This window comes from Nocardioides sp. NPDC059952 (genome assembly GCF_042730435.1).
Classification (GTDB): domain Bacteria; phylum Actinomycetota; class Actinomycetes; order Propionibacteriales; family Nocardioidaceae; genus Nocardioides.
Genome location: NZ_JBHWLY010000027.1, coordinates 25,794 through 52,210, shown reverse-complemented (window position 1 = coordinate 52,210; position 26,417 = coordinate 25,794). Strand labels below are relative to the sequence as shown.

Below are 26,417 nucleotides of genomic sequence, written 5' to 3'. Positions count from 1 at the left end.
ATGGCCTGGGCGAGTCAGCCTGCTGCCGCGCCCTCGGCGCTGGCGTGGATGTCGAAGACCTTGGCGAGACCGGTGATCCGGAAGATCTTGAGCAGCCGCTCCTGCGTGCAGACCAGGCGGAGCATGCCGTTGTGCTGGCGCACCTTCTTCAGGCCACCCACCAGGACGCCGAGGCCGGTCGAGTCGAGGAACTCCACGGCTTCGAGGTCGACCACGATGTCGTAGTGACCCCGGGCGACGAGCTCGGTGATCTTGTCCCTCAGCTTCGGCGCGGTATAGACGTCGATCTCGCCGCCCACGGCCACGATGGTGGCCGAGTCGAGCTCGCGAGTCGCAAGCGTCAGATCCACTTCGAAGTTCTCCTGCCAAGGAACGTGAGACAACCAGCTCCGGTCGGCATGCCTGGTGTCCGATAGCCGGAGTCGATCGTAATGTAACCACGGCTCACCAGGATGCGCGTAAGAAACTCGCAACGTCATGGCCACGATGCGGGGCCTCGAGCGTGGCGGCCACCAGGATTCTGGGAGAATCATCAGGGTGTTGACGACGGCGACCGGTGATCTCGTACGCCGGCTGGCTGCCGTCCCGGGCCGCGAGGACCGGCTCGCCCACCTCGAGCAGGTCCCGCCGCGAGAGGCCGTCTTCGCCGACTGGCCGACATGGGCCTCGGCCGATGTGGTCGCTGCGTTCGCCGCTCGCGGGATCGAGCGTCCTTGGCAGCATCAGGCGGTAGCGGCCGAGGCTGCCCATGACGGCACTCATGTGATCGTCTCGACCGGCACCGCCTCCGGCAAGTCGCTGGCCTATCAACTTCCCGCACTGACCGCGATCCGAGATGGACGTGGCCCACGTGGTGAGCGCGGCGCGGGCGTTCTCTACCTCGCACCCACCAAGGCGCTCGCCCAGGATCAGCTGACCGGGCTGCGCGAGCTCGACGTCGATGTGCGCGCGGTGACCCACGACGGTGACAGCACCCGGGAGCAGCGGGACTGGGCACGCGACTTCGGCGAGTACATCCTGACCAACCCCGACATGCTGCATCGATCGCTGCTTCCCGGTCATCAGCGCTGGACGGCGTACTTCCGCTCGCTGCGCTACGTCGTCATCGACGAGTGCCACCACTACCGAGGGGTCTTCGGGGCGCACGTATCGCACGTGCTGCGGCGGCTACGGCGTATCTGTGCGCTCTACGGCTCCTCGCCGACGTTCATCCTCGCCTCGGCAACCGTCGCCGAGCCGTCGATCGCGGGCGAGCGGCTCATCGGCCTTCCGGTGCTTCCGGTGACCGCCGACGCGTCACCGCGCGGGGAGCTCTCGATCGCCCTGTGGCAGCCACCGCTGACGACGCACGCCGGTGAGAACGGCGCTCCCGTGCGCCGCGCGGCCTCCGCCGAGACCGCCGACCTCCTCGCCGACCTGGTCTCCTCGGACGTACGCACCCTGGCCTTCGTACGCTCCCGGGTCGGCGCCGAGCAGGTCGCGCTGACCGCGGCCGGCGAGCTGGCCGAGGTCGATCCCTCGCTGCCGGGGCGGGTGGCGTCCTACCGGGGTGGCTACCTGCCCGAGGAGCGCCGGGCGATCGAGGCGTCACTGCGGTCGGGCGAGCTGCTGGGGCTTGCGGCGACGAACGCGCTCGAGCTCGGCATCGACATCAGCGGCCTGGACGCGGTCGTGCTGGCCGGCTACCCCGGTCGGCGCTCGGCCTTCTGGCAGCAGATCGGCCGGGCCGGGCGGGGCGCGGGCGACGCGCTCGGCATCCTGGTCGCGCGCGACGACCCGCTGGACACCTACCTCGTCACCCATCCCGATGCGCTGCTCGGCCAGCCGGTCGAAGCCACCGTCTTCGACCCCGCGAACCCGTACATCGTCGGCCCCCACCTGTGCGCCGCGGCGCAGGAGCTGCCGCTGACCGAGCCGGACCTGCCGCTCTTCGGGCCGGGCGCCCGGGAGATCCTGGACAACCTGGTGGCCTCGGGGTTGCTCCGCAAGCGGCCACGAGGCTGGTTCTGGACCGACCGCCGCCGCGCGGCCGACCTCGCTGACATCCGCTCCTCGGGCGGGTCCCAGGTGCAGCTGATCGAGGCCGAGACCGGCCGGGTCGTCGGCACGGTCGACGCGGCCAGCTCGCACGCGAGCGCGCATGCCGGAGCCGTCTACGTCCACCGCGGCGAGACCTATCTCGTGCACGAGCTCGACCTGGAGGAGAACGTCGCGGTCATCTCCCGCGACGACCCCGGCTACTCCACCTTCGCCCGGGAGATCACCGAGATCTCGATCGTCGCCGAGCGGGAGCAGGTCGCCTGGGGCGAGTGCCGCCTGGCGTACGGCGACGTCGACGTCACCCACCAGGTCGTCTCCTTCCTGCGGCGGCGCCAGCCGAGCGGCGAGGTGCTGGGTGAGGAGCTCCTCGATCTTCCCGAACGTACGCTGCGCACCTCCGCCGTCTGGTGGACCGTGCCCGCCTCGGCCCTCGAGGCGGCCGGGCTGGCGCAGGCGGACATCCCGGGATCCGCCCACGCTGCCGAGCACTGCTCGATCGGGCTGCTACCGCTGATCGCGACCTGTGATCGCTGGGACATCGGTGGCGTCAGCACCGCGTCGCACCCGGACACCGGCATGCTCACCGTCTTCGTCTATGACGGACATCCCGGCGGGGCCGGATTCTCCGAGCGAGGGTTCCGTGCCGCCCGGGAGTGGCTCGGCGCCACGCTGGAGACCATCGAGGCGTGCGAGTGCGACGACGGCTGCCCGTCCTGTGTGCAGTCGCCCAAGTGCGGCAACCAGAACAATCCTCTCGACAAGCAAGGCGCGATCGTGTTGTTGCGGCTGCTGCTGCACGAATAGCCCTACCCTGGGGAGATGCTGATCCTGGGCCTTGTGCTGATCGTCGTTGCCGCAGTCCTCATCGTGCTGGGTATCTTCACCACCGGTAACGGTGATCTCGACGACCCGACCGCCACGCTGCTCGGCCTCCCGGTCGGCTCGACCACGGTCTTCGTGATCGGTCTCGTCGCCGGCGTCCTTCTCCTCTTCGGCCTCTCGCTCACCAAGTGGGGCGGCAAGCACCAGATGAAGTACATGAAGGACAAGCGCCAGATGCGGAGCATGGCCAAGACGCTGCAGGAAGCCGAGGCCAAGTCCGAGACCAAGCCTGAGCCCGAGCCGGAGACCACGCCGGAGACAAAGCCGTTGCCCAAGTCCGAGGACGCCTAGTCCGACCGTGATCCCGTCGGGCCGGCCCTCGCCTCGGCGACTGGGTCCCCCGGTTGACCGAGCCAGCGCGGTCCCTCGACCCGCACGGTGACGGTGACGTCCTCCCCGGCGATCTCGCACGACTCCACCGTGGCGCCGTTGCGGTCGCTGATCGTCCTCGCCGCCGCACACGCGTCCTCGGAGACCTGGAGCGCGTCGGCCCCCGCCAACGCCGCCAGATCGGCCGCCGACTGCGCGGTGCGGTGGGCGACGAAGACCGCGCCCACCACACCCAGCGCCGCACCGAGGAGGAGCAGCAGCCCGATGGCGCCGACCGCGAACGGTGCTGCCGATCCGCGTTCGTCCTTGCCGGACCGGCGCGTGCTCACTGCTCCCCCTGGGTGGCCTCGGTCGCGGCGACCGCCTCGCCGCGCACGGTCACACCCGGCATCCAACTGAAGATTCCACCGGGCCCGGTCACCCGGGCTCGAGCCGAGGCCACGACCTCCTCGGCACTGACCCTCACCTGCGTGCCCGCAGGCCCGACCCGACGTCCGCGGGCAGCAGCAGAGCCGCTGTCGTCCCCTCGGGCGACGGCCCTGGCTGTCTCCCGGGCCGCGTCGACCACCTGGATCTGCGCCGCTCCTACCGACAGCAACCACACCAGCCCGATGGTCACGGCCACCAGGAGCGGGATCACCATCACCAGCTCCGCGGTGGCCGCGCCCCGCTCGTCCCGCTGCCCGCGAGCCCAGATCTGCCGATGGCCGACGTCGCGAGCGTCACCAGACGGGTGTGATGGCAAGGCGCCGTCCGCGATGGCATACCGGGCGTCTGTTGAGCGGCGGCAACGCCGCCAGCGCGCCCGTGTGGTGGCGCGCAGCAGGCGGCGATCGGCAGATCTGGGCTCGACCATCGGTCAGATCCCCAGCAGGCTGAGGACGTGCTGGAACAGCCTGTTGAGCAGGTCGTTGCCGAAGCCACCGGTGAGCAGCTTGTAGAGCAGCCCGGCGAGCCCCGCACCGGCTGCCGTGCCGACGGCGTATTCGGCCGTCGTGATCCCCTTCTCGTCCTTCTGAAGATGTGCCTTGGCCATGGTTGGTCCTCTCTGGTCGATGGCCGTCGGTACGGCCGTTCAAGGACGACGATGGACTGCTCCACCGACATTCGCGACCGCCATATCGCCGGCTGTGGACAACCCGATCCCGAACCCGCCCTGTGGATGGCAAACGGCCCGTTGACCAGGGCGAACACCCCCGCCGAGACGTCACGTACGTCGGTCGAGTGGGCACCGATCTGCCAACTCGGCCGACGGTGCTGACGTCTCGGCCGACGGTGCTGACGCCTCGACCGACCGGGCTGACGCCTCGACGGGCGGGGTCAGATGCCGAGGTTGGTGAGAAGGCCGCCGACGACCGGGACGACACCCAACAGCAGGAACGCGGGGAGGAGGCAGATGCCGAGTGGGACGGCGGCCTTGACGCCCACCGCGCGGGCGCGGTCCTCGACCTCGGCACGCGCATTTCTGGTCAGGTCGTCGGCAAGGCGCTCGACCGTTGTGGCGACCGGGGCACCGGTCGCCTGAGCGCGCGCCAACGCCCGACCCAACGGTGCCAGCGCTGGATCGTCGACCAGGGTGCGCCACGTCTTCTCCGGATCGGCTCCCAGGCGAAGCCGAGAGGCTGCCGGCATGAGTCGGGCGGCCGCCGGCCCGGGCAGCGCTGCCGCGACCGCCACCAGCGCCTCGGCAGGCGCCGCGCCGGAGGAGAGAGCGGCGGAGAGCAGGCGAACCAAGGCCGGCAGCTCGGCCTTCGCAGCCTCCCGCTCACGTCGGACCTCGGCGGGCTCGACCCGGCCGATGACCAGCCAGCAGACGACGCCCGCGGGCGCGGCGAGCACGGCACCCGCCGTGCCCCCGACGAAGGAGTAGACCGCACCGGCCGCGAGCAGAGCCAGCAGCGCGCGCCAGCGCATCATCCAGCCACCAGGATCACCCCGATCCGCAATGACCGAGACCGGGCCGGGAAGGGTCGCGGCCGGGGGCGGCAGCAACGCTGCTGCCGCCCCGAGCGCGATCGCCGCGAGCCAGATGCCCCAGATGCTCATCTCGCCTCCACCCCACGCGCGATGCCCTCGATCCACCACAGCCCCAACCAGCCGAGGAGCAGTCCGAGACCGAGGCAGGCCAGCCCCACCGGCGACCCGAAGAGGAACGCCAGTGGGTCGCCGCCGACCCCGCTGCCCATCGCCAGGGCAGCCACCGGCAGGCCTGCGATCAGGCGGGCGGTGGATCGGGCCGACCCGAGCTCGCCGTCGACCACGCGTTGAGTGGCGGCCGCCGCCCGCAGATCGAGAGCCACCCGGTCCAGAGCGTCCGCGAGACCGCTCCCGGTCTGGTGGGCGATCTGCCAGGCCGCGGCGACCACACGGAGCGCTCCCGCCCCGGGAACCTCGGCGACCTGCCGCCAGGCGGCTGGGACGTCGGAGCCCATCCGCTGTGCCTCCGCGACCGGCTCGATCACCGGCCACTCCGTGGCGAGCTGCGTCAGCGCCGGACCAGGCGGGTGCCCGGCGGCGAGCTCGGCGGCCATCTGCTCGCAGGCCTCGACCACACGGTCAGCCGTACGCCCTGCCTCGATCCGTTCGCAGCGGCGCCGCCACAGCGCGACCCCGCCGAAGGTGGCGATCCCGAGCAGGACAGCCGCGACGACCGCCCTGCCCGGGAAGACGATGGGGATCAGAGCGACCAGGAGGAACGACCACCGCGGCACCCGCCACACCGGCACCGGACCTGATCCGAGCACAGCCCGCGGACGGACCAGCAGCGCCGCGGTGACGCCGAACAGGCAGGCGACCAGCCCGAGGCCGAGCCCGCTCACCGTTCCACTCCCAACAGCCCCTCGAGCCGGTCCGAGGCCGGCCCGGCGAGAACGTCACCGCCGGCGTCGACCGAGCAGGCCGTCTCCATCCGGACCAGCCCATCGGCTCCGCGACAGGGGACCGCGATCTCGGTCAGCACCCGGCGGCCGTCACGTCGGCGCAGGTGCACGACGACGTCCACCCCGGAGGCGAACTGGCTGTGCGCCGCCTCCCTGCCGAGGCCGGCGGCGAGCGCCAGCGCCTCCACGCGCGCCGGCACGTCGGCGGCGGAGTTGGCGTGCAGCGTGCCGCAGCCTCCCTCGTGGCCGGTGTTCAACGCGGCGAGGAGGTCGACGACCTCGGCGCCGCGCACCTCCCCCACGACCAGCCGGTCCGGCCGCATCCTCAGGGCCTGGCGGACCAGCGTATGGAGCTCGACGGCTCCGGCGGCCTCGATGTTGGCCGGGCGCGCCTCGAGGCCGACCACGTGCGGATGGTCCGGACGCAGCTCGGAGGCGTCCTCCACCAGCACCAGCCGCTCCTCCGACGGCACCAAGGACAACAGCGACGCCAGCAAGGTGGTCTTCCCGGTGCCAGTGCCTCCGGAGACGAGAAAGGCGGACCGAGCCAGCACCAGGCGCCGCAACAGATCGGCCACGTAGGGAACGACCATCCCCGAAGACTCCAGCTCAGCGAGGGTGAACGCGCGCGCCGAAGGCACCCGCAGCGAGATCACCGTGCCCGGTCGCGCCAGCGGCGCGAGCACCGCATGGAACCGGCTGCCGTCGCCCAGCCTCAGATCGACATAGGGCGAGGCGTCGTCCAGGCGACGGCCCGCCCCGGCAGCCAACCGCTGCGCCAGCCGTCGAACCGCGTCGTCGTCGGGAAACGCGACCGGCGCGGGCTCCAGGCCGGATCCGCGGTCGATGAAGACCTGATCGGGTCCGTTGACGAGGACGTCGGTCACCCCCGGCAACCGCAGCAGCGGCTCCAACGGCCCCGCACCGACCACGTCGCGGCGCAGCATCTCGAAGACGGCCAGCACGGTCGCGTCACCGACGATCCGCCCCTCCGCACGGAGTGCCTCCTGGACCCGGTGCGGGGTGAGCTCTCCCGGCGTACGCGCCAGGTGGTCGCGGACGAGGTCCACGACCTGGGGCGCGATGTCGACAGCGCCGATCATGCGGCCATCACCCCCACGCGGACCCGACAACGCATCAGCACCTCGGCGGCGGCACGGGCCAGCGGCGCCCGCTTCGAACGGATCGGCCCCAGACCCAGGTCGATGGCCTCCGAGAGCCCGCGCTGGTCGGACATCGACGCGATCACCGGGAGCCCGAGCGCACGCCCGACCGCCTCCGGTTCGGCCGCGCGACCACGGACGACGACCCGCACCCGATCCCGCTCGGGAAGACGGGCGACCAGGCGGGCGGCGGACGCGGTGCCGGTGACGTTCGCCCGCACCACGACGAGCACGATGTCGCATCCGGTCAGCAGCGCCTCGGTCCCGGCGTCGGACTCACGTGGCAGGTCGACCACGACCAGGTCGTGGCCGCGACGAGCGGCAGCGAGCACCTCGCGCACCACCTCCGGCTTCGGTGGCACCACCTCGCCGCCCGGCCATCCCAGCAGTCCCAGCGACCCGACATGCGGCACCGCCTCCCGCAGCGCCCGCGCCCCCAGCCGCCCGGCGGTCTGCCCGAGATCGCCCCAGGTCACACCGGGGATCTCGTCGAGGCCGAGCACCCGACCGGCTCCGGGACCGAGCCGGTCGGCGTCGATCAGCAGCGTCGACCCACGGTCGGCTCCGAGGCTGGCCAGGGCCGCGGCGTACGTCGTCGCACCGGCTCCGCCCGATCCGGCCAGCACGCCGACGACCATGCCGTCGCCGCTCTCACCGTCGCTGACGTCGGCGAGGAGGCCGGCGACCACGGTCTCGGCCGACGGGAGCTCGAGGATCGTCTCGGCGCCGACCTCCAGCGCGGCTCGGAGCAGGGGCTCGCCGGTCGAGCCCCACCCCACGACGTACACCCCGTCTCTTCGAGGTGGACGCATCGATGCCACCTCCGCCACGAGGTCGGCGCCGACGAGGATCAGGGGTGGTCGCTGCCAGCGGCGCAGGGCGCCGACGGCGTCGGTGCACTCCTCGACGGTGACGCCGGAGGCGGCGGCCAGACGAGCCGCCTCGGCGGCCAGCAACGAGTCCGAGGTGATGACGAGAGGTTCCATGGCAGCAGGATCCGCCGGGACACCGACCTTTCCACCCGAAAATCCACCGCCTGTGGAGAACCCCGGACCGAACCCGCCCTGTGGATGGTGATCGGCCCGCCCAGCGGCCGTCTACGATGTGCCCATGACACGCATCGCTGCGTTCTTCGACCTCGACAAGACGATCATCGCGAGGTCGAGCACGCTTGCGTTCTCCAAGCACTTCCAGGCCGGCGGCCTGATCACCCGTGCGGCCATGATCCGCTCGGCCTACACGCAGTTCGTCTACGTCGTCGGCGGTGCCGACCACGATCAGATGGAGAAGATGCGCAAGGCTCTCTCCGAGATGGTCACCGGATGGGACGTCGCGACCGTCAAGGAGATCGTCGCCGACACCCTCCACAACGTGGTCGACCCGCTCGTCTACGAAGAGGCCGTGCAGCTCATCGAGCAGCACCACGCCCAGGGCCACGATGTCATCATCGTCTCCGCCTCCGGCACCGAGCTGGTCGAGCCGATCGGCGCGATGCTCGGCGCCGACCACGTGGTCGCCACCCAGATGGAGATCGAGGGCGGCCGCTACACCGGCGAGATCGCGCTCTACGCCTACCGCGAGGAGAAGGCCCGCGCGGTGCAGCAGCTGGCCGAGCGCTTCGGCTACGACCTCGAGCAGTCGTACGCCTATTCCGACTCCGTCACCGACCTCCCCATGCTGGAGGAGGTCGGTCACGCGTTCGCGGTCAATCCCGACAAGGACCTCCGCAAGGCCGCCAAGGAGCGCGGCTGGGACATCCTGGTCTTCAACAAGCCGGTCGCGCTGCGCAGCCGGGTGCTGACCCCGTCCACGCCGACCCTGGCCGCGCTGGCCGTCGGGGGCGCCGTCGCGATCGCCGGCGGGGTCATCTGGGCGGGCACGAAGCGCCGCCGCCTCGGCGCCTGACGCGCCCCGAATTCCGAGTTCTGCAGAAGCGGCATCATCCTCCTCATCCTGCAGAATTTCCAGCCTTGAATCTGACCGCTGATCAGCGTAGAAACAGAGGTGTAACAAGACGAACACGAGTGACAGGCACCCACGCGGCGATCCACCCATCTGATGGGGTGCTGTAGCCGGGGAGAAATCCCGACGCAGTGACCAGACCTTGCACGCTTGGTAACCAGAAACACTCGTGTCAGCGGTGGCACCCGGTGCTCACAACCCACCGGGTGCCACCTGCTTTGTGTCTCCTACTCGGCCGCGTCCAGGCGCAGCGGTGAGGCTTCGGCTCCGGCGGCGAACGCCTCGGCTGCGTAGAGCAGCCACGAGTGCGCCCCCGCCTGACCACCCTCGCGGAAGCCGCGCAGGTTCGACTCGTAGGCGGCCCGCAGGGCCAGATGGCCGGCCTCCGGCACGACCAGCGACTTCTCGTCCACGCCGCGCGCGACCAGGATGAGCCGCTCTGCGGCACGCGCGACCAAGCCGTTGTGCGACGCAAACGGCGCAGAGGAAGCCAGATCGGCGTGCACGAACGCCGCGACGACCAGCGCCGGCGCGGACGTCGGGGCGAGCAGCAGATCGGAGAGACGACGCAACCGCTCGGCCGAGTCGGCCGAGCGCGGACGGCCCAGCTCCTCAGCCTCCAGCGCGGCCCCGGCCGCCAGCGCGTGCAGACGCGCGAACGCCTGCAACGGCGCGTGCTTCACCACCGGCACCAGCGAGAGCAGCTCGGTCGAGAGCCGCACCGCATCCTGCGCAATCGCGTCCCCACCCGAGGCCCGCACGTCACCCAGCGTCGACCCGGAACCCTCCAGCACGGCAGAGGCGTGCGCACCGCGCAGCAGCGACTCGGCGGTGGTCTCCGGAGACGTACGCCGCAGTCCCCGGTCACGCAGCATCACGTCGATACCGTCACGAGCTGCGGCGAAGCCCGAGGCCACACCTTCGAGCGACACCAACCGGGCAAGCGGATCGTCCTTCACGCGTCAACCTTAAGCGCGCGTTACCCTGACCGAGATGACGGACCCAGCCAACCCCGATCCGGCACGCTCCTTCGGCGGCGTGGCGGACAGCTATGACCGCGGGCGCCCGTCCTACCCGGTGGATGCGGTGAAGTGGCTGGTCGGCGAGGAGCCGTGCTCGGTCCTCGAGCTCGGGGCCGGCACCGGCAAGCTCACCGAGGTGCTGGTCGGCCTCGGCCACGACGTCTTCGCGACCGACCCGGACGACGCGATGCTCGACATCCTCTCCGAGAAGCTCCCGGACGTACGCGCCACCAGCGGCACCGCCGAGCAGATCCCGATCGGCGACAGCCTCTACGACGTGGTCGTGGTCGGCCAGGCGTTCCACTGGTTCGACCACGCGAAGGCGCTGGCGGAGATCGGCCGCGTCCTGCGGACCGACGGACGCCTCGCCGTGGTCCAGAACGAGCGTGACGAGCGGATCCCCTGGGTGCGCAAGCTGGGCAAGCTGATCGGCAAGCAGACCGGGCGTACGGAGGAGGGCGGCTTCGACCCGACCTCGATCCTCGACGACTCCGGGCTCTTCTCCGCGGTCGAGGCCCAGGCCTTCCGGCACTGGCAGGTCGTCGACCGCCACTCGATCCAGGACCTGGTCCAGTCGCGCTCCAACGTCGCCACCCTCGAGCCGGAGGCCCAGGAGCAGAAGCGGCGCGAGGTGCTGGCCTTCTACGACGGCTACGGCCGCGGCATGGATGGCATGCAGCTGCCCTACAACTGCCACGCCTGGCGCGCGCAGGTGCTCCCGCACGCGCATCTGGTCTCGACAGGCTCGACCACCGGGCGGCACGAGGTCGTCGAGACCGACGAGGAGCCGGAGCCGAAGGTGCCGCTGGCCAAGCGCACCGACACCGCCGTACGCCTCCCTCGCGTCATCACCGACCCCGAGAACGGCGACGACGACCTGCTCATCGACTTCCGGTGAGCCCCGTCATTCCAGCGCAGCGTCCGGCCGCGTCGTGAGCGCGTCGCGCCTCGGGTCCATCAGGTCGAAGCTCTGGATGACCCAGAAGATCGTGAAGCAGACCAGCAGCGAGATCTCGGTCGCCAGCAGCCAGTACGTCCAGCCGGTCAGGCCGAGCACGATGCCGGCCACCAGCAGCACCACCATCGCCACGACCAGCGCCCAGTAGGTCTTGTCCAGCCGCGTACGCGCCTTGTCGGCCTCCTGGGCGATCTTCCGCACGCCCCAGTCGGTGTTGAGCACGACCGCCAGCGCGAACGGCGTGAAGGTGAAGATCGCGGCCAGCCCGTGCGCCTTCGTCGCGAAGCTCTCCTGGTCGATCAGCAGCCAGCCCACCCCGACGGCCCATGCCCCCGCGACGGAGACCAGCCCGACGGCACCCCAGCGCGAGGGCCAGGTCCCGGCGGCGGCGCGCTTGCGCAGCCCGAAGATCAGCACGACCACCCAGCCGATCGCCATCACCGCCAGATAGCTCCAGGCGTTGTTGACGATGGCGGCCTTGTCGATCTGCTGCCCGATCTCGGGCGTCGGCACGAAGCCGACCATCGGCGCCGAGAGCCCGGCGAGGTTGAGGGCGGTGTCCTCCGCGTCGGTATAGCCCCGCAGCACCACCAGACACACGCCCAGCGCGCACAGCACCGCGGTGAAGACCGGGCCCGCCGGGGTGTAGTAGTAGGACGAGATGGAGGTCTGCCACTCCCCGCTCGCGATCGTCTCGGCACCCACGGAGATCGCGAGTCCCGCGAGCAGACAGCACAGAGCGAAACGGACATAGCGGTACGTCGTCACCTCGGTCGTCATACGCCCGAAGGTAGCGGGATCCGGCCAGCCTCGCGGCCCTATTCGGCAGCACGTCCGAGACCCGCTCCAATCGTTCACCGAGCAATGTCGGTCAACGCGTAGCGTGACGTACGCCACATCGGATAACGTAAATCGAGTCCGGATCTCCGCCGGTTTCGAGAAATCCTCCGTCGCTCCCTACGATGCGCGCGTGAAGATGACGATCAAGTGAAATCCTTCGCCCCGAGCCGATGACGCCTTGGGATGCGCCCACGGACGCGTTAGCGTCCGGACGAAGCCGCATATCTCTGCCGTAGCCCCACCACCATCACCGCTCGGGCGATGCCTCCTGCGGAAAAAGTGAGGTCGACATGTCCACCGTGACGTATCTCGAGGACGGCCCTTCCGTCCTCTCCCTGTACGAAGGTTTCTTCGCCGGTGGAGCCCGGATCCTGCACACCGCAGTCGTCCGCGCGCTCGACGCCACCACGCCTCAGCGACACAGCGTGCTGAGCCTCAGCGACCGGGTACAGCGCGAGTTCACCGCCCAGCGGATCTCCTCCGACAACTCCTACCGCCGCCTGACCTCGGCCGGCGTGCCGGTGCGGGCACTGAGACGTACGCCGACAGGCCCGATCACCACCAGCCAGCTCAGGCGCGTGGCCCAGTCGGTGGCGAAGGCCGACGTCGTGCTCTCCCTCAAGGAGCAGCCGCTCACGGTGCTGGGCAGGGTCGGCACCTCGGGCACCCCGCTGATCACCGCGCTGCACCGCTCCGACCCCGAGCACCAGGGGGCCGGCGTGCAGGAGCTCATCGACCTCGACCGCGCCGGGCTGCTGACCGCGGCCGTGTGCTGCGCGGAGTCGACCCAGCGGGCCTACCACGACGCGACCGGGATCCCCCTCGAACGACTTCCGGTCTTCCCCAACGGTGTGGACCTCCACAAGTTCCGCACCGATGCCGAGCTGCGGGCGAGCAAGCGCGCCGAGCTCGGTGTGAGCGGCGAGGAACCGGTCGTGATGATCGCCGCCCGCTTCGACGAGATGAAGAACATCCCGCTCTTCGTCCGGGCCGCGCGCCGGTTCGTCCAGGAGCACCCAGACGCCCACCTCGTCATGTGCGGCGCCGGGATGACCGCGGACAACCCGGCCTTCGCCCAGCTCATCGCCGAGGAGCTCGGCGCGTGGTCGGCACTGGAGACCAACCTCCACGCCCTCGGGATCCAGAGCCAGATGGCGCCGCTCTACAACGCCGCCGACCTGATCACGCTCACCTCGGCGTTCGGCGAGGCCGCCCCGCTGTGCCTGCTCGAGGGGATGGCCTGCGGCGCGGTCCCGGTGACCACGCCGGTCGGCGACGCTCCGGCGATGGTCGGTGACATCCGCCTGGTCGCGAGCTTCGACCCGGCCGAGATGGCCGAGTCCTGGAAGGCCGCCTTCGCCCAGCGCGAGGAGCACTTCGAGCGCATCTTCCGCAACCGGCAGCGCCTCTCCGAGCAGCGGCTCTTCGATGCGTACGCCCGGCTCATCAAGGTCTCCGCCGACGCAGCACTGATCCCGGTCGCGGTCTGAGTTCACCACCGCTGGTCGGGCCCGGCGACCCGGGCTCGACCAGCGTGGCGACAGTCAGTAGAGACGTACGTCGTAGGCGTTGACGGCCTCGCGGACGGGCTGGAAGAAGGTGGTGCCGCCCGAGTCGCAGTCGCCGGAGCCGCCCGAGGTGATCCCGAGTGCGGTCGAGCCGGCGTAGAGGGGGCCTCCGGAGTCGCCCGACTCGGCACAGATGTCGGTCTGGATCATGCCGCGGACGGTGCCGGAGTCGCGGTAGCGGACCGAGACGTCGAGCGCCTCGACCCGGCCGGAGTGCACGCCGGTGGACGAACCGTCGCGAGTGACCCGCTGGCCGACGCGGGCATCACCGACGGAGTAGCCGCCCCGATGGGTGAGCGAGGTGTTGTCGTAACGCACCAGCGCGTAGTCGTTGCCCGGGAAGCTCGACTTCACCGTCGGCCCGATCCGGGTGGTCCGGCCGGAGTTGGTGTACCACGTGCCCACCTCTTCGGCGCAGTGGCCGGCGGTGAGGAAGTAGTAGGTGCCGCCGCTGCGTACGTTGAACCCGACCGAGCACCGGAAGCCCGACCCGTAGATCGCGTCGCCGGCGCCGAGGAACGGCTTGAACTCGCCCTTGGCGCGCTTGATGGTGATCGCGTCGGCAGCGGCGCCGACGGTCTCGGTCAGCCTGCTCAGTGCGGACCCGGGGACGGTGGAGTCCGCGGTCACGACCACCTTGCCGGTGGTCTCGTCGGTGTACCAGGCGATGCCGGACAGCGCGGACCTGTTGACCGCGTCGTCGACGGCGGCGTAGGCGGCCGCCAGCCTCTTGGCGCCCACCCCGGTCTCCGCGGGCTCGGCGACCGCGGGCGTGGCCATGGCCGTAGCCGCCAGCCCTAGACCGACCGCTGCCGCGAGCAGACGACTGCGTGACCTGGTGAACCTCATGCGTTCCTCCTGGGACGACCAAGCGCCCGCCCCGGTAGCGCGCGCCACGTGCACGACCACCGCGATGTGCCCGAACACGTCACTGTGAGTATGTCGTTGTCGACACCCCAACGGCCAGTCGTCGGCAAAAAACTTTCGCAGTTCGATCAAAATTCGTACGCCGCGGAGCAAAGTGGCGCAAACCACCTCGCCCCGCGGCGTACCTGTGATTGATCAGTAGATGGTGGCGCCGTACACGCTGAGCGCCTCGGTCACCGGCTGGAAGAAGGTCGTTCCACCGCTGCTGCAGTTACCGCTGCCGCCGGAGGTCAGACCCAGCGCGGTCGAACCGGAGTAGAGCGCGCCGCCGGAGTCACCGGGCTCGGCGCACACGTTGGTCTGGATCAGGCCGCTGACGGTTCCCTCGGCGTAGCGGACGCTGGCGTTGACCGCCGTCACCGTGCCGGTGTGCACGCCGGTGGTCGAGCCGTCGCGGGTGACGCTCTGGCCGACCCGAGCAGTGCCCGCGGTGAAGCCGCCCGACTTCGAGATGGTCGAGTTGTAGCGGACGATGCCGTAGTCGTTGCCCGGGAAGCTCGAGCCCGCGGTCGAGCCGAGCAGCGTGCTCTGGGACGAGTTGGCGTACCAGGTCGAGACGTCGTTGGTGCAGTGGCCGGCGGTCAGGAAGTAGTCGGCTCCGCCGACCTTGACGTTGAAGCCGAGCGAGCAGCGGTAGCCGCCCCCGTAGATGGCGTCACCGGCACCGATGAGCGGGGTGAACTCGCCCTTGGTGTGCTTGACCGTGACCGCCTGGTCGCCCTGGCTGGTCTTCTCGGCCGCGGCCTCCTTGACCTCGGCGATCTCCGCCTTGGAGACGGTCGAGTCGACGGTGACGACGACCTTGTTGGTGGCCGGGTCGGTGTACCACGACGAGCCGACCGGGGCGGACTCGGCGACGGCCGACTTGACCGACGCGACCTCGGCCTTGCTGAACTCGGCGTCCGCGGCAGCTGCCGGGACGGCGACGGCGGCGGAGGCCGCGAGACCCACACCCGCGGCGAGCGCGGCGATCGTGCGGGGACGGAAGGTGGTGCGTTCGAACCTCATACGTCTCCTCCTGGGGGAAAGGCCCACGTGTTGCGGGCTTCCGCCCCCGAAACCACGGGTTTCGCTGTTTACCGGGGGCAGGTAACTGAGTTTCGTGTTCTTTCCTTTGGGGCGCACCACATTCGATTCCCCAAGAATCTGCATTGCAAAGACTCGTTCATCGAATCCTTGCAATGCAGCAACACGCGATTCCGCAGGGTTTTCGGCGCCGCGCCGGCAGCAGAGGATTGGGTAAGCATTGCCAACTTGTAGGTGCTCGGGTCCCGGGCCGCGTACGGTGGGTATCCGTGTTCATCTCGCTGCCCGAGCGGGGAATCGGCGGGATTTCGTCCGTCTTCCAAGCCTTCGGCGTGGCGACCGTTGATAGATGGTAGACAAACCCCATGCCGTATCCGCCGCCCCCAGGCTCCCCCGGTTCGGGCGCGCCTGACGAGGAGCCGCAGAAGCAGCCTGCCCCTTTCGACTACAACGAGCGCCTGATCGGGCTCTCCGAGGAGATGGGCGGCAACCGACCGGCGTTCAACGCCCGCAAGGAGCGCGCCGGCCAGGGCGGGCCGCTGCGCCAGGTCCTGACGATCGCCGTCTCCCTTGCGCTCGTGGTCGTGTGCGGGGTGGTCGTCTACGCCCTGTTCACCCGCGGCGACGACGCGGCCACGACCGCCGGAGCACCGACCGCGAGCGACACGGCCTCGGCAGACAGGACACCGAGCGGGTCGGCCAGCGAGGGTGGCGGAAGCTCCGACGTCAGCGGTGAGTCCAGCGGCAAGCCCGACTGGCCCGGGACCAGCTCCCCGGCCGACCCCGGCGACGGCGCCACCACCTCGCGTTCGACCATCGGCCCCGAACACCTCGCCAAGGCCGACGTCCCTCGTCCCTGGGAGTTCACCTACGGTGATGTCACCCTGAAGGCCCGCTACCTGAGCGGCAAGGACTACTCCGGCTGCAAGGCGACGCTCAAGCCGGCGATCCGCACCCTCGGCTGCGACTACGCCGTGCGGGTCTCCTACAAGGCTCAGCGGGGCAACCTGCGGATGACGCACTTCATCTACGACTTCAGCACCGTCGAGGCCGCCGGCGAGGCCGCCAAGAAGATCGAGCCGCGGCACGTGATCCCGCCCGCGGAAGCCTCCCTGCCCGACTACACCCAGGGCTGGTTCAAGGTGAAGGACTACGGGAAGTACGTCGTGTACACCATGGTCACGGCCACCGACGGCATCACCGAGGCCCAGGGCAAGGAATACACGTCCTACGGCAACACCGATCTCGGCGCGGAGATCCTCTTCCGGATGTGAGCCCGGCTCACGGAGTCGCCTGATCTCCTGCTCAGGGCGAGGCTTCGGCCGTGGGCGAAGGCTCCGCCGAGACGCCGCCCTCGTTCGGCTGTGCCGACGGCTCGGTGCTCGCCGAGGCCGACGGCTCGGCGCTCGGCGTCTCCGTCGTGGCCGTCTCGGACGGCTCGGACGTCTCGGACGGCTCGGCCGACTCCGAGGGCTCGGTGCTCGCGGACTCCTCGGGAGTCGCGGTGGCGCCCGGCGACGGATCCTCACCCTGCTTCTCGTCGCGCTTGTCGGAACCGCCACCGGTCACCCGGGAGATCGTCGTGCTGCTGTCCCCATCGCCCACGATCGCGCTGACGCTGCGCCCGGCCAGCAGCTCGAAGATCGTGATCGCGGCGATCACGACCACGAACATCGCCAGCGAGAGCAGGGCGATCCGCTTCCAGGGCAGAGCCTTCAAGCGCTCCCGCCACGACGGCATCGGCTCAGCGTCGTCGCCCTCAGCAACCTCTGACGCGGCGTCCGCCGTGGAGTCCGAAGCCTGCTCGGACACGGGCTCCGAGCCGGCCCGCGCGCCGGCGAGCCCGGCAGACCGCCACCGGGCCAGCGCGTGGACGCTGACCACCTTCTCGTGGCCCTTCGCGAGCCACTGGGAGTAGAGGTTGGCGCCAACCGTCGCCGCGACACTGCCGAGCGCCGCCCCGACGAGGGTGCCGACGGCACCGAGCGTGGAGAGCAGCACGGCGGAGGTGACGGCAGCGAGGGCACCCGCGGCGGTCGCGAGCCAGTCGATGCGGGCCGGTTTCGTTCCTCGGGTGTCGCTGGAGGGCGGGGTGTCGCTCATTGGGCCCAGATTAACTCGCGAACCGACGCAACCGGCACCAACTTGACCGAGATCACCCCTGGCTCAGGTCACGCTCCAGAGCCGCTGCGCCGGACATCAGGGTGGCGACGACGCTCGGCAGGGACTCCTTGTCGTAGCGGACGCTGGGCATGGAGATCGACATCCCGGCGACGACGTCGCCCCCGGAACCACGGACGGGGACTCCGACCGCGACCACGCCACGCTCGGAGCGGCCGTCGTTGAAGGCGAAGCCGTTGCGGCGTACGCGCTCGAGCTCGGTACGCAGCGCCTCGATGTCCGGGCGGTCGGCCAGGTGGTCGGCGTACCTCTCCCGGGAGTAGATCGAGGCGAGCTCGTCCCCGGAGATCTGGGCCAGGAGCAGGAGACCCGCGGTGGTGCGGTGGGCGGGGAAGACCATGCCCTCGCGGGAGCCGACCTTGAGCGACTGGGGCGACTCGACCGAGGCGATGAAGCGGCAGGTGTCGCCGGTGCGCACGGCGACGTTGGCGGACTCGCCCAGCAGGTCGACCAGGCGCTGCAGATGTGGCAGGGCGACCTGGCGGAGCCGGGATGCTGTCGAGCGGGAGTGGGCGGCCAGCTCCAGCACCGGTCCGGCCCGGTAGACCTTGTCCTCGTCCTGGACCGCGAAGTCGCGGTAGACCAGCATCGCCAGCAGCCGGTGGGCGGTGGAGCGGGCCACGTCGAGCCGAGCCGCTGCCTCCGAGACGGTCAAGCGGCCTTCGAGCTGAAGGATCGCCGCCAGCTTGAGTGCGTGGTCGACGCTGGTGATCGCGTACGGGGGCCGTGTCTTCAGCGGCTTGTCCATCCCACCTCTTCCTGATCACACCAAACCTGGCACCTATCGCTCGGCTCCGCAGGAGATTGACCGAGCCCAGTGTTCTTTAGAGCAGAATTATTTGTTCTGTTACGCCTGGAACCAGCACGCTGTGACCATGAACACCACGCCCGCGCCCACCACCTCCGCCTCGCCGGTGAGGCTGAAGGCCGTCGAGGCCGAGGACCAGCCCACCGTCTCGCCCGCGCTCGAAGCCCTCTATCGCGGCTTCGAGCAGGAGCTCCTGGTCCCGCTGTGGACCGAGATCGGCGACCTGATGCCTGCCCACCCGCGCAGCCGCGCCGTCCCCCACCTGTGGAAGTGGGAGAACCTCCTACGCCTGGCCGGGCGGGCCGGCGAGATCGTGCCCGTCGGCCGCGGCGGCGAGCGCCGCGCGATCGCGCTCGCCAACCCTTCCCTGGGCGGCCGCCCGTTCGCGACGCCGACGCTATGGGCGGCGATCCAGTACCTCATGCCCGGCGAGGACGCTCCCGAGCACCGCCACACCCAGCACGCCTTCCGCTTCGTCGTCGAGGGCTCGGGCGTGTGGACGGTCGTCGGCGGAGATGCGGTCCCGATGAACCGTGGCGACTTCCTGCCCCAGGCTGGCTGGAACATGCACGCCCACCACAACGCGACCTCCGAGCCGATGGCCTGGATCGACGGTCTGGACATCCCGTTCCAGTACGCCACCGAGGCCCAGTTCTTCGAGTTCGGCCGCGACGAGATCTCCTCGGCAGAGCGGGTCACGCCCGACCTGTCCCGCTCCGAGCGGCTGTGGGGCCACCCGGGCCTCTCCCCCGTCGCGGTCACGCACACCGCCCCCGGCAGCCCGCTGCTCTCGTACAAGTGGGAGTTCACCGACCGGGCGCTCGCCGACCAGCTCGCGCTCGAGAAGGAGGGCTACGGCGGCACCGTCGAGCCCGGCCACGCGGCGGTCCGCTACACCAACCCGGCCACCGGCGGGGACGTACTGCCGACGATGCGCGCCGAGTTCCACCGCATCGCCACCGGCGCCGAGACCGCGCCGCTGCGCGAGACCGGGTCCAGCGTCTACCAGGTCTTCGACGGCTCCGGCGTCGTCACCGTGGGTACGAAGTCCTGGACCGTGGCTCGCGGCGACCTGTTCGTGGTTCCCTCGTGGGAGCCGTTCTCGGCCAGATCCGAGGCGGGCACGACAGACTCGGACTCCGGCGCACTCGACCTCTTCCGCTTCTCCGACGCGCCCGTCTTCGAGGCGCTCCGCCTCCACCGAACCCAGAAGGACTCCTGATGCCCAAGCTCGCCACCATCCGCACCGCAGACGGCACCCGCGGGGTTCGACTCGACGGCGACCGGCTTGTCGACCTCGGCCACCCCGACGTGGGCGCGTACCTGGCCGCCGGCTCGCCCGACCTGCCTCTGGGATCGGTGAACTACCCGGTCGAGGGCGCGGACTTCGCGCCCGTGGTGCCGAACCCCAGCAAGGTCGTCTGCGTCGGACTCAACTACCGCAGCCACATCGAGGAGATGGGCCGTGACCTGCCCGAATACCCGGTGCTGTTCGCGAAGTTCGCCGACACGCTGACCGGCGCGAACGACCCGGTGACCAAGCCGGCCGAGACCGAGCAGCTCGACTGGGAGTGCGAGCTGACCATCGTCATCGGCTCCACCGTGCGCCATGCGGACGAGGAGCAGGCCGTCGCCGCGATCGCCGGCTTCACCGCCGCCAACGACTATTCGGTCCGCGACTGGCAGTTCCGCACCCGCGAGTGGCTGCAGGGCAAGATGTGGGAGGCCACCACACCCGTCGGCCCCTACGTCGTCACCCCGGACGAGCTGCCCGGCGGCGTACGCCCGGAGCTGGCCACGCGGCTGACCGTCGACGGCGTCGAGAAGCAGAGCGCGAACACGTCCGACCTGCTCTTCGACCCGGTCGCGCTGGTGCGCTACGTCTCCACGATCACCACTCTGCGCCCCGGCGACCTGATCCTCACCGGCACCAACGGCGGGGTCGGGCACGCCCGCTCGCCGCAGGAGTTCCTGTGGGGCGGCGAGACCGTCGAGATCACTGTCGAGGGCATCGGCACCCTCACCAACACGATCGTGAAGGGCTGATCGCGATGTCCGTCCTGATCGGCACCACCCCGACGCGTACGTTCGACGACGCCCGCCGCTGGGTCACCGAAGGCACCGCGCTGCTGACCGGCGGCATCGACGGCCTCTCCGTCGCCGACTTCGACGCCGACTCGCAGCTGCCGGGATGGACCCGCAAGCACCTGGTCGGCCACGTCGCCGCCAACGCCGACGCCCTCGGCAACCTCCTCTCCTGGGCCGAGACCGGCGTCGAGAAGCGGATGTACGCCTCCCCTGAGCAGCGCAACGCCGACATCGAGGCGGCCGCGACCCGTCCGGCCGACGAGCTGCGCGCCTGGTATCTCCGCGGCGTCGCCGAGCTCGAGGCGACCATCGACCGGCTCACCCCCGAGCAGTGGGAGCACGAGGTGATCACCGCGCAGCTGGTCACCCGCCAGGCGAGCGACGTCCCGTGGATGCGCGCCCGCGAGGTCTTCGTCCACGCCGTCGACCTCGGGGTCGGGATCACCTTCGCGGACCTGCCCGACGACTTCCTGCTCGCCCTCGCCGGCGAGATCCGTACGAAGCGGGGCCTCTCCGACGACGACCTGCGCGGCGTCACGGGCTCGCTGCCTGAGGTCGCCGCCTGGCTCGCCGGGCGGCCGCACGGCCTCGTCGACGCACCGGAGCTGGGACCATGGCTGTGACGCGCTCATCGGCCGAGGCGACCGACGTGATCGTGGTCGGGGGTGGCATCGGCGGGCTCTCCGCGGCGTACTCCCTGGCCCGTCAGGGCCTGCGGGTCCGGGTGCTGGAGCAGGCATCCGCCTTCGGCGAGGTGGGGGCGGGCATCCAGCTCGCGCCCAACTGCACGCGCATCCTCGACGACTACGGGCTGCTGGAGGAGGCCAGGTCGCTCGGTGTCGTCCCCGACGCGATGGTGATGCGCGACGCGGTCTCCGGCGAGGAGCTGACCCGGCTCGACCTGCGCGACATGGAGGAGCGTTACGGCTACCCCTACCTGGTGATCCACCGCTCCGACCTGCATGCGATGTTCCTGCGGGCGGCCTCGCACGCGGGCGTCGAGCTCGTCACGAACGCCAAGATCGTCGACTACACGGCCGGCTCGGACGAGGCGACCGTCCACCTCGAGGACGGCTCGACCCAGACCGCGCCGTTCGTGATCGCGGCCGACGGCCTGCACTCCCCGGCCCGCTACAAGTTCGCCGGCGACCAGCCGGTCTCCTCGGCGTACGTCGCCTATCGCGGCACCATGCCGACTGACTCCGGGCGCGGGGCCGAGGTCGACCTCGCCGAGGTCGTCGTGCACATCGGCCCGGACTGCCACTTCGTCCACTACGGCCTGCGCGGCGGTGAGCTGCTCAACCAGGTCGCCGTCTTCGAGTCGCCCAAGGCGCTCGCGGGCGAGGAGGACTGGGGCACGCCCGACGAGCTCGACGCCGCCTTCGCCGCCACCACCCCGTTCATCCAGGACGGCCTGGCGCACATGTGGCGCGACAAGTGGTGGCGGATGTACGACCGCGACCCGATCGACCAGTGGGTCCACGGCCGCGTCGCTCTGCTGGGCGACTCGGCGCACCCCCCGCTGCAGTACATCGCCCAGGGCGCCATCATGGCCATCGAGGACGGCTGGGTGCTCGGCGAGCACGTCCGGCGCCTCCGTGCCGAGGACGGCTCGCTCGACTGGGACCGTGCCCTCGCCGCCTACCAGGCCGTACGCCCCGAGCACTGCCGCCGCGTCGTGGAGACCTCGCGCGCGTGGGGTGTGCTCTGGCACCTCGACGGGCGTCCCCGCGAGCAGCGCAACGCGCTCCTGCGGGCACGGGAGACCGGCGACTACTCGATGATCGACTGGCTCTACTCCACGACCGCGCTGTGGCCGGAGGACGAGCCCGAGATGTTCCGGCCGATCCCGCTCGAGTCCGCGGACGCGTCTCTGGTCTGAGCCCGGTCCGAGGTCAGCGCCAGGCGCCGAGCTTCTCCGGGTTGAGCACGATCCAGACATCGGTGACCCGGCCGTCGACGACCCGCAGGTTGGCGACCCCGCGGTGAGCACCGTCCTCGACGAGCGTGAACCCGAGGCCGTCGGCGGTGGGCTCGGTGCTGATCGTCCAGGTCGGGTGCTTCCCGAGTACGCCGAGCAGGAACCGGCCGACCCGCTCCGGTCCGCTGACCGGGTTGCGGGCCGCGCTGACCCGGCCGCCACCGTCGGACCGGAGGACGACCGACGGGTCCAGCAGCGTCACCAGCCGGCCGAGATCGCCACCCGCGGTTGCCGAGACGAAGGCGCGGACGACGTCGTCGTGCTCGGGCAGCGGGGCGACGTCGGCGCGCTGCTCGGCGACCCGGCGTCGCGCCGACGCGGCGAGCTGCCGCACCGCGGCCGGCGAGCGACCGACCACCGCGGCGATGTCACCGAACGGGACGGCGAAGATGTCGTGGAGCACGAACGCGACCCGCTCGGCCGGGGTCATCGCGTCGAGCACCACCAGCAGGGCGGTGCTCACCGTGTCGTCGAGGGTCGCCCGATCGGCGGGATCCTCGGGCGACCCCAGGAAACCCGGGCGGACCGGCTCGGGCAGCCACGGGCCGACGTACCTCTCCCGGCGGGCGCGGGCCGACTTGAGCACGTCGAGGCAGACCCGGCTGGTGACGCGGCTCAGCCAGCCGGCGGGGTTGTCGATCGCGGCCCGTTCGTCGTCGGAGAGGCGGTACCACCGCAGGTAGGTCTCCTGGACGGCGTCCTCGGCCTCCTCGACCGTGCCGAGGAGCCGGTAGGCGAGCGCGATCAGGCGACGGCGCTCGACCTTCACCTCGCCCAGGTCGTCCATGTCAGGCATCGTGGCACCTTTCTCTCGCGCTCGCTCACTGTGACGAGGCAGACAGCGCGAATGTGAGGTGGCGACCTCACATTCATCTCGGCCACCTCGTCAATCCGGTGAGTGCCCGCGCGGTAGCGGGCCAGACCCGAAGGACCCCGATGCTCGCGAACGTCAACGTCACCAAGCTCTTCCCCGCCGCGTACAAGGCCCAGCTGGCCGTCGAGGAGGCGGTCGAGGAGGCCATCACCGTCGCCGGCGTCGACCGGCTCGCCGTCGACCTCGTCAAGCTCCGCGCCTCCCAGATCAACGGCTGCGCCTTCTGCCTGCGGATGCACACCCAGGACGCCCTCAAGAACGGCGAGACGAGCGACCGCCTCGCCGTCGTCGCCGCCTGGTGGGAGTCGCAGTACTTCACCCCCGAGGAGCAGGCCGCCCTCACCATCGCCGAGCAGATCACCCGCATCGGCGACCTGCACACCGCCGCCGCCCCCAAGGTCGACGTCGGGAGCATCCTCGACGACAAGCAGATCGCCGCGCTCACCTGGGTCGCGATCGCGATCAACGCCTGGAACCGGATCGCGATCTCCAGCCACTACCCGGTCGCGCCGTGACCGCGTGAACGAGTTAGTCCGGGACGTTTCGGCCCATTACCCGTGGGTAGATGGGCCGGACCGTCCCGAACTACTTTCGGACCTACCGGTTGCTGTCCCGGCCGAGCAGGTAGCCGACCGCCAGCGCGACGATGGCCAGGGCCACCGGATAGCTCTGCAGGAAACGCCCGAAGATCACGTCGGCCATCAACCCGAGCAGCTCGAGGATCACCCAGATCGCCGCGACGGTGCCGAGGACGATGAGAACCTTCCACTTGGTCTCCATCTACTGACTCATTTCGTCGACGGCGGGCATGACGGGGCGAAAGTGCATGGGGGATCCTTGATGCAGGGAGTCGAGATGGCGCCCAGCCGTCGGCGCCTCGCGGCAAAGTAGCAGCGGTGGTGGGGACGTACGCGAGAATTGTGGAACCCCGCGGGAACGCTTCTCCAACGGGATCTTCACTTCGGCAAGGGGACCGATGACGACACCGACACCACCACCGCCGCCTCCGTCGCAACCGGACGGATACGGCGCGATGCCTCCTGCCCCGGACCTCGGGGCCCAGGCCGGCTGGCAGGCGAACGAAAATTCGTTCGCCCCGGGAGCGCCACCACCGCCGGAGAAGCCGCACAACCCGTGGCCGATCGTGATCGGGCTCGCGGCGATCGCGGGGGTGCTGGTGATCGGCGTGATCATCACTGCGGCGATCGTCGTCCTCCAGGGCGACGAGGACCCGACCACCAGGCCGGGCCCGGTGACGGTGACCGCGACACCGACCACCTCGCCGGACCCGTCGTCCGCGGCGCCCGCGCCCGGCGGGCTGGCCGCGGAGCTCTTCGAGGGCGACTGGAACTTCAAGCTCGGTGACGTGAGCATGAACGCGACGTACGTGGCCGCCCAGGACTATCCGGACTGCGGGCCGATCGCGTCGGCGGCCCTGGAGAAGAAGGGCTGCCGCTACGCCGCGATGGGGATCCACGCCGCCGAGGGCGGCAAGCTGCGGATGCTCCGGGTGATCTACGTCTTCGACAGCGAGGCGGAGGCGACGGCGGCCGCGGAGTCGGTCGAGGAGACCGACATCGACCTGCCCACCGGCAGCCTCGTCGCGGACGACGTGATCGGGAAGTGGGTCGCCAAGGACTCCGCCAAGGCGGTCGTCGTCGGCTTCGTGACCGCACAGAAGGGCGTCCCGGAGGACACCGTCGACGACTACCTCCACTACGGCACCGCCGACATCGCGGGCGCCCTGATCTTCATGGACCTGTAAGCCGGCGATGACTCTCCAGCGCCGAGTCCAGTACGTCCTGGACGAGCTCGTCTCCACCGGAGCCGAGACCGGCCTGCAGGTCGCCGTCGACCACCGGGGCCGCCGGGTCGTGGAGGCCGTGGCCGGCGTCGCCGACAGCGGGACCGGGCGGCCGGTCGCCGCGGAGACGCTGTTCTTCAGCTTCTCCACCGGCAAGGGGATGGCGGCGTTGGTCGCCCATCTCCTGGTCGGCAACGGCCTGGTCGGCTACGACACGCCGGTCGCGGAGGTGTGGCCGGAGTTCGGGGTGCACGGCAAGGAGTCCGCGACGCTGCGCCATGTCCTGACCCACACGGTCGGCGTACCCGCGATGCCCCGCGGGCTCGGCCCCGGCGACCTGGCCGACTGGAAGCGGGTCTGCGCGGCGCTTGCCGAAGCGGTGCCGCTGTGGGCCCCAGGCACCCGGACGGGCTACCACTCGTTCACGTTCGGCTTCCTGATAGGCGAGATCGCCCGCCGGATCACCGGGAAGCCGATGGGTCGGCTGTTGGAGGACTGGGTCGCCGCTCCTCTGGAGGTCACCGGCGAACTGCGCTTCGGCGTCCCGCCGAGCGACCTCGCCCGGCTCGCCCGGCTCGAGGACGCCGAGCCACCTCCAGCAGAAGCAGCGGAACCGGATGGCGTGTTGGCGCCCTGGGAGCGACGACCCAGGGCGTCGATGGGCAACGATCCGCGGTTCCTCCGGGCCGAGGTCCCGTCGGTGGGCACCTTCACGGCACGAGGGATCACGACCGCGTACGCCGCGATGCTGGACGGCAGGCTCATCTCCCCGGAGCAGCTCGAGGAGCTGTCGGCGGTGGCCTTCGAGGGCACCGACCAGGTCTTCGGCACCCCCGCCCAGCTGGCTCTGGGCTACCCGGCGGGTCGCATCGGCTGGCCGGGCGGCGGAGGCAGCTATGCCTACGCCGACCCGGCCACCGGGATCTCGTTCGCGATCACCAAGAACCGCCTCACCCCCGACTTCAGCACCGCGCAGCGCCTCGCCGACCTGGTGACCACCGAGATCGCGCCACCGGCCTGACCCGTCGCCGGAGTTCACCCGAGGTTTCCGAGTATTCGAAAGCGTTTGGTTCGGCGCACACGG

General features: G+C 70.6%; 29 protein-coding genes. 13 read left to right on the top strand and 16 right to left on the bottom strand.

Annotated elements, in window-relative coordinates; all coding sequences use genetic code 11:
* Positions 1-14: 14 nt before the first annotated feature.
* Entirely contained in the window at positions 15-350 is a 336-nt protein-coding gene (locus ACFV9G_RS14505) for an anti-sigma factor antagonist (protein WP_091044749.1), read from the bottom strand.
* A gap of 181 nt (positions 351-531) precedes the next feature.
* Here ACFV9G_RS14505 and ACFV9G_RS14500 point away from each other — a divergent pair, with 181 nt between their 5' ends.
* Both ACFV9G_RS14500 and ACFV9G_RS14495 read left to right on the top strand, forming a co-directional pair.
* Positions 532-2,844, top strand: coding sequence for a DEAD/DEAH box helicase (locus tag ACFV9G_RS14500; protein WP_378728185.1), 2,313 nt, complete (start codon positions 532-534; stop codon positions 2,842-2,844).
* A gap of 15 nt (positions 2,845-2,859) precedes the next feature.
* A complete protein-coding gene (locus tag ACFV9G_RS14495; RefSeq protein WP_378728165.1) occupies positions 2,860-3,213 on the top strand; it encodes a hypothetical protein in 354 nt (117 codons plus the stop codon).
* Here ACFV9G_RS14495 and ACFV9G_RS14490 read toward each other — a convergent pair.
* The 7 genes from ACFV9G_RS14490 to ssd all read right to left on the bottom strand — a co-directional run bounded on the left by ACFV9G_RS14490 (position 3,210) and on the right by ssd (position 8,280).
* Positions 3,210-3,581, bottom strand: coding sequence for an Rv3654c family TadE-like protein (locus ACFV9G_RS14490; RefSeq protein ID WP_378728164.1), 372 nt, complete (start codon positions 3,579-3,581; stop codon positions 3,210-3,212). The genes ACFV9G_RS14495 and ACFV9G_RS14490 overlap by 4 nt on opposite strands.
* Positions 3,578-3,997 (bottom strand): TadE family type IV pilus minor pilin, encoded by a 420-nt coding sequence (locus ACFV9G_RS14485; protein ID WP_378728163.1) that lies wholly within the window; start codon positions 3,995-3,997, stop codon positions 3,578-3,580. Before ACFV9G_RS14485 ends, ACFV9G_RS14490 begins: the two co-directional genes overlap by 4 nt.
* A gap of 114 nt (positions 3,998-4,111) precedes the next feature.
* Positions 4,112-4,288, bottom strand: coding sequence for a DUF4244 domain-containing protein (locus tag ACFV9G_RS14480; RefSeq protein WP_378728162.1), 177 nt, complete (start codon positions 4,286-4,288; stop codon positions 4,112-4,114).
* Between the two features lie 284 nt (positions 4,289-4,572).
* The gene (locus ACFV9G_RS14475; RefSeq protein ID WP_378728161.1) at positions 4,573-5,298 is read right to left on the bottom strand and encodes a type II secretion system F family protein; all 726 of its coding nucleotides are present in this window, start codon (positions 5,296-5,298) and stop codon (positions 4,573-4,575) included.
* A complete protein-coding gene (locus ACFV9G_RS14470) occupies positions 5,295-6,071 on the bottom strand; it encodes a type II secretion system F family protein (protein WP_378728160.1) in 777 nt (258 codons plus the stop codon). Before ACFV9G_RS14470 ends, ACFV9G_RS14475 begins: the two co-directional genes overlap by 4 nt.
* Positions 6,068-7,234, bottom strand: a complete 1,167-nt coding sequence (locus tag ACFV9G_RS14465; RefSeq protein ID WP_378728159.1) for a TadA family conjugal transfer-associated ATPase — start codon at positions 7,232-7,234, stop codon at positions 6,068-6,070. Before ACFV9G_RS14465 ends, ACFV9G_RS14470 begins: the two co-directional genes overlap by 4 nt.
* Positions 7,231-8,280 carry a septum site-determining protein Ssd gene (gene ssd / locus ACFV9G_RS14460; RefSeq protein WP_378728158.1) on the bottom strand — a complete coding sequence of 350 codons (1,050 nt, stop codon included), beginning with the start codon at positions 8,278-8,280 and terminating at the stop codon, positions 7,231-7,233. The genes ACFV9G_RS14465 and ssd overlap by 4 nt, the downstream gene beginning before the upstream one ends.
* A 124-nt stretch (positions 8,281-8,404) precedes the next feature.
* Here ssd and ACFV9G_RS14455 point away from each other — a divergent pair, with 124 nt between their 5' ends.
* On the top strand, positions 8,405-9,199 hold the full coding sequence (locus ACFV9G_RS14455) for an HAD family hydrolase (RefSeq protein ID WP_378728157.1): 795 nt from the start codon (positions 8,405-8,407) through the stop codon (positions 9,197-9,199).
* Between the two features lie 284 nt (positions 9,200-9,483).
* Here the strand turns inward: ACFV9G_RS14455 and ACFV9G_RS14450 are convergent, their stop codons facing one another.
* A complete protein-coding gene (locus ACFV9G_RS14450) occupies positions 9,484-10,215 on the bottom strand; it encodes an oxidoreductase (protein ID WP_378728156.1) in 732 nt (243 codons plus the stop codon).
* A gap of 34 nt (positions 10,216-10,249) precedes the next feature.
* On the opposite strand from ACFV9G_RS14450, the gene ACFV9G_RS14445 reads away from it, so the two are divergent.
* Positions 10,250-11,176 carry a class I SAM-dependent methyltransferase gene (locus ACFV9G_RS14445; RefSeq protein WP_378728155.1) on the top strand — a complete coding sequence of 309 codons (927 nt, stop codon included), beginning with the start codon at positions 10,250-10,252 and terminating at the stop codon, positions 11,174-11,176.
* Positions 11,177-11,182: 6 nt separating this feature from the next.
* Here ACFV9G_RS14445 and ACFV9G_RS14440 read toward each other — a convergent pair whose 3' ends face one another.
* Positions 11,183-12,016: a hypothetical protein gene (locus tag ACFV9G_RS14440; RefSeq protein WP_378728154.1), complete on the bottom strand. Its 834-nt coding sequence runs from the start codon at positions 12,014-12,016 to the stop codon at positions 11,183-11,185.
* A 350-nt stretch (positions 12,017-12,366) separates the two neighbouring features.
* Here ACFV9G_RS14440 and ACFV9G_RS14435 point away from each other — a divergent pair, with 350 nt between their 5' ends.
* Entirely contained in the window at positions 12,367-13,566 is a 1,200-nt protein-coding gene (locus ACFV9G_RS14435) for a glycosyltransferase (protein WP_378728153.1), read from the top strand.
* A gap of 54 nt (positions 13,567-13,620) precedes the next feature.
* Here the strand turns inward: ACFV9G_RS14435 and ACFV9G_RS14430 are convergent, their stop codons facing one another.
* Positions 13,621-14,493, bottom strand: a complete 873-nt coding sequence (locus ACFV9G_RS14430; RefSeq protein ID WP_378728152.1) for a S1 family peptidase — start codon at positions 14,491-14,493, stop codon at positions 13,621-13,623.
* A gap of 213 nt (positions 14,494-14,706) precedes the next feature.
* Positions 14,707-15,579: a S1 family peptidase gene (locus ACFV9G_RS14425; RefSeq protein ID WP_378728151.1), complete on the bottom strand. Its 873-nt coding sequence runs from the start codon at positions 15,577-15,579 to the stop codon at positions 14,707-14,709.
* A gap of 383 nt (positions 15,580-15,962) precedes the next feature.
* Here ACFV9G_RS14425 and ACFV9G_RS14420 point away from each other — a divergent pair, with 383 nt between their 5' ends.
* Entirely contained in the window at positions 15,963-16,871 is a 909-nt protein-coding gene (locus ACFV9G_RS14420) for a hypothetical protein (protein WP_378728150.1), read from the top strand.
* Between the two features lie 31 nt (positions 16,872-16,902).
* Here ACFV9G_RS14420 and ACFV9G_RS14415 read toward each other — a convergent pair whose 3' ends face one another.
* Both ACFV9G_RS14415 and ACFV9G_RS14410 read right to left on the bottom strand, forming a co-directional pair.
* A complete protein-coding gene (locus ACFV9G_RS14415) occupies positions 16,903-17,700 on the bottom strand; it encodes a hypothetical protein (protein ID WP_378728149.1) in 798 nt (265 codons plus the stop codon).
* Between the two features lie 52 nt (positions 17,701-17,752).
* Positions 17,753-18,526, bottom strand: a complete 774-nt coding sequence (locus ACFV9G_RS14410; protein WP_378728148.1) for an IclR family transcriptional regulator — start codon at positions 18,524-18,526, stop codon at positions 17,753-17,755.
* A gap of 127 nt (positions 18,527-18,653) precedes the next feature.
* Here ACFV9G_RS14410 and ACFV9G_RS14405 point away from each other — a divergent pair, with 127 nt between their 5' ends.
* The 4 genes from ACFV9G_RS14405 to ACFV9G_RS14390 are packed head-to-tail and all read left to right on the top strand — an operon-like array spanning position 18,654 to position 22,556.
* Positions 18,654-19,808, top strand: a complete 1,155-nt coding sequence (locus ACFV9G_RS14405; RefSeq protein ID WP_378728147.1) for a cupin domain-containing protein — start codon at positions 18,654-18,656, stop codon at positions 19,806-19,808.
* Positions 19,808-20,632: a fumarylacetoacetate hydrolase family protein gene (locus ACFV9G_RS14400; protein ID WP_378728146.1), complete on the top strand. Its 825-nt coding sequence runs from the start codon at positions 19,808-19,810 to the stop codon at positions 20,630-20,632. The genes ACFV9G_RS14405 and ACFV9G_RS14400 overlap by 1 nt, the downstream gene beginning before the upstream one ends.
* A 5-nt stretch (positions 20,633-20,637) precedes the next feature.
* Positions 20,638-21,297, top strand: a complete 660-nt coding sequence (locus ACFV9G_RS14395; protein WP_378728145.1) for a maleylpyruvate isomerase family mycothiol-dependent enzyme — start codon at positions 20,638-20,640, stop codon at positions 21,295-21,297.
* Positions 21,294-22,556: an FAD-dependent oxidoreductase gene (locus ACFV9G_RS14390; protein ID WP_378728144.1), complete on the top strand. Its 1,263-nt coding sequence runs from the start codon at positions 21,294-21,296 to the stop codon at positions 22,554-22,556. Before ACFV9G_RS14395 ends, ACFV9G_RS14390 begins: the two co-directional genes overlap by 4 nt.
* A 13-nt stretch (positions 22,557-22,569) precedes the next feature.
* On the opposite strand, the gene sigJ is transcribed toward ACFV9G_RS14390, so the two are convergent.
* On the bottom strand, positions 22,570-23,451 hold the full coding sequence (sigJ, locus tag ACFV9G_RS14385) for an RNA polymerase sigma factor SigJ (protein WP_378728143.1): 882 nt from the start codon (positions 23,449-23,451) through the stop codon (positions 22,570-22,572).
* Positions 23,452-23,591: 140 nt separating this feature from the next.
* Here sigJ and ACFV9G_RS14380 point away from each other — a divergent pair, with 140 nt between their 5' ends.
* Complete coding sequence (locus ACFV9G_RS14380; protein ID WP_378728142.1) at positions 23,592-24,044, top strand: carboxymuconolactone decarboxylase family protein; 453 nt, start codon at positions 23,592-23,594, stop codon at positions 24,042-24,044.
* Between the two features lie 82 nt (positions 24,045-24,126).
* Here the strand turns inward: ACFV9G_RS14380 and ACFV9G_RS14375 are convergent, their stop codons facing one another.
* On the bottom strand, positions 24,127-24,309 hold the full coding sequence (locus ACFV9G_RS14375) for a hypothetical protein (protein ID WP_378728141.1): 183 nt from the start codon (positions 24,307-24,309) through the stop codon (positions 24,127-24,129).
* A 253-nt stretch (positions 24,310-24,562) separates the two neighbouring features.
* On the opposite strand from ACFV9G_RS14375, the gene ACFV9G_RS14370 reads away from it, so the two are divergent.
* Both ACFV9G_RS14370 and ACFV9G_RS14365 read left to right on the top strand, forming a co-directional pair.
* On the top strand, positions 24,563-25,294 hold the full coding sequence (locus ACFV9G_RS14370) for a hypothetical protein (protein WP_378728140.1): 732 nt from the start codon (positions 24,563-24,565) through the stop codon (positions 25,292-25,294).
* A 7-nt stretch (positions 25,295-25,301) separates the two neighbouring features.
* On the top strand, positions 25,302-26,354 hold the full coding sequence (locus tag ACFV9G_RS14365) for a serine hydrolase domain-containing protein (RefSeq protein WP_378728139.1): 1,053 nt from the start codon (positions 25,302-25,304) through the stop codon (positions 26,352-26,354).
* Positions 26,355-26,417 lie beyond the last annotated feature (63 nt).

Excerpts from the sequence above, each read along its gene's own strand:
- ACFV9G_RS14455 (WP_378728157.1), top strand. The coding sequence starts at position 8,405 with ATGACACGCATCGCTGCGTTCTTCGACCTCGACAAGACGATCATCGCG.
- ssd (WP_378728158.1), bottom strand. The coding sequence starts at position 8,280 with ATGGAACCTCTCGTCATCACCTCGGACTCGTTGCTGGCCGCCGAGGCG.
- ACFV9G_RS14480 (WP_378728162.1), bottom strand. The coding sequence starts at position 4,288 with ATGGCCAAGGCACATCTTCAGAAGGACGAGAAGGGGATCACGACGGCC.
- ACFV9G_RS14410 (WP_378728148.1), bottom strand. The coding sequence starts at position 18,526 with ATGGACAAGCCGCTGAAGACACGGCCCCCGTACGCGATCACCAGCGTC.
- ACFV9G_RS14405 (WP_378728147.1), top strand. The coding sequence starts at position 18,654 with ATGAACACCACGCCCGCGCCCACCACCTCCGCCTCGCCGGTGAGGCTG.
- ACFV9G_RS14380 (WP_378728142.1), top strand. The coding sequence starts at position 23,592 with ATGCTCGCGAACGTCAACGTCACCAAGCTCTTCCCCGCCGCGTACAAG.
- ACFV9G_RS14465 (WP_378728159.1), bottom strand. The coding sequence starts at position 7,234 with ATGATCGGCGCTGTCGACATCGCGCCCCAGGTCGTGGACCTCGTCCGC.
- sigJ (WP_378728143.1), bottom strand. The coding sequence starts at position 23,451 with ATGCCTGACATGGACGACCTGGGCGAGGTGAAGGTCGAGCGCCGTCGC.
- ACFV9G_RS14365 (WP_378728139.1), top strand. The coding sequence starts at position 25,302 with ATGACTCTCCAGCGCCGAGTCCAGTACGTCCTGGACGAGCTCGTCTCC.
- ACFV9G_RS14395 (WP_378728145.1), top strand. The coding sequence starts at position 20,638 with ATGTCCGTCCTGATCGGCACCACCCCGACGCGTACGTTCGACGACGCC.
- ACFV9G_RS14445 (WP_378728155.1), top strand. The coding sequence starts at position 10,250 with ATGACGGACCCAGCCAACCCCGATCCGGCACGCTCCTTCGGCGGCGTG.
- ACFV9G_RS14430 (WP_378728152.1), bottom strand. The coding sequence starts at position 14,493 with ATGAGGTTCACCAGGTCACGCAGTCGTCTGCTCGCGGCAGCGGTCGGT.
- ACFV9G_RS14495 (WP_378728165.1), top strand. The coding sequence starts at position 2,860 with ATGCTGATCCTGGGCCTTGTGCTGATCGTCGTTGCCGCAGTCCTCATC.
- ACFV9G_RS14375 (WP_378728141.1), bottom strand. The coding sequence starts at position 24,309 with ATGGAGACCAAGTGGAAGGTTCTCATCGTCCTCGGCACCGTCGCGGCG.
- ACFV9G_RS14440 (WP_378728154.1), bottom strand. The coding sequence starts at position 12,016 with ATGACGACCGAGGTGACGACGTACCGCTATGTCCGTTTCGCTCTGTGC.
- ACFV9G_RS14420 (WP_378728150.1), top strand. The coding sequence starts at position 15,963 with ATGCCGTATCCGCCGCCCCCAGGCTCCCCCGGTTCGGGCGCGCCTGAC.
- ACFV9G_RS14475 (WP_378728161.1), bottom strand. The coding sequence starts at position 5,298 with ATGAGCATCTGGGGCATCTGGCTCGCGGCGATCGCGCTCGGGGCGGCA.
- ACFV9G_RS14435 (WP_378728153.1), top strand. The coding sequence starts at position 12,367 with ATGTCCACCGTGACGTATCTCGAGGACGGCCCTTCCGTCCTCTCCCTG.
- ACFV9G_RS14400 (WP_378728146.1), top strand. The coding sequence starts at position 19,808 with ATGCCCAAGCTCGCCACCATCCGCACCGCAGACGGCACCCGCGGGGTT.
- ACFV9G_RS14370 (WP_378728140.1), top strand. The coding sequence starts at position 24,563 with ATGCCTCCTGCCCCGGACCTCGGGGCCCAGGCCGGCTGGCAGGCGAAC.
- ACFV9G_RS14415 (WP_378728149.1), bottom strand. The coding sequence starts at position 17,700 with ATGAGCGACACCCCGCCCTCCAGCGACACCCGAGGAACGAAACCGGCC.
- ACFV9G_RS14425 (WP_378728151.1), bottom strand. The coding sequence starts at position 15,579 with ATGAGGTTCGAACGCACCACCTTCCGTCCCCGCACGATCGCCGCGCTC.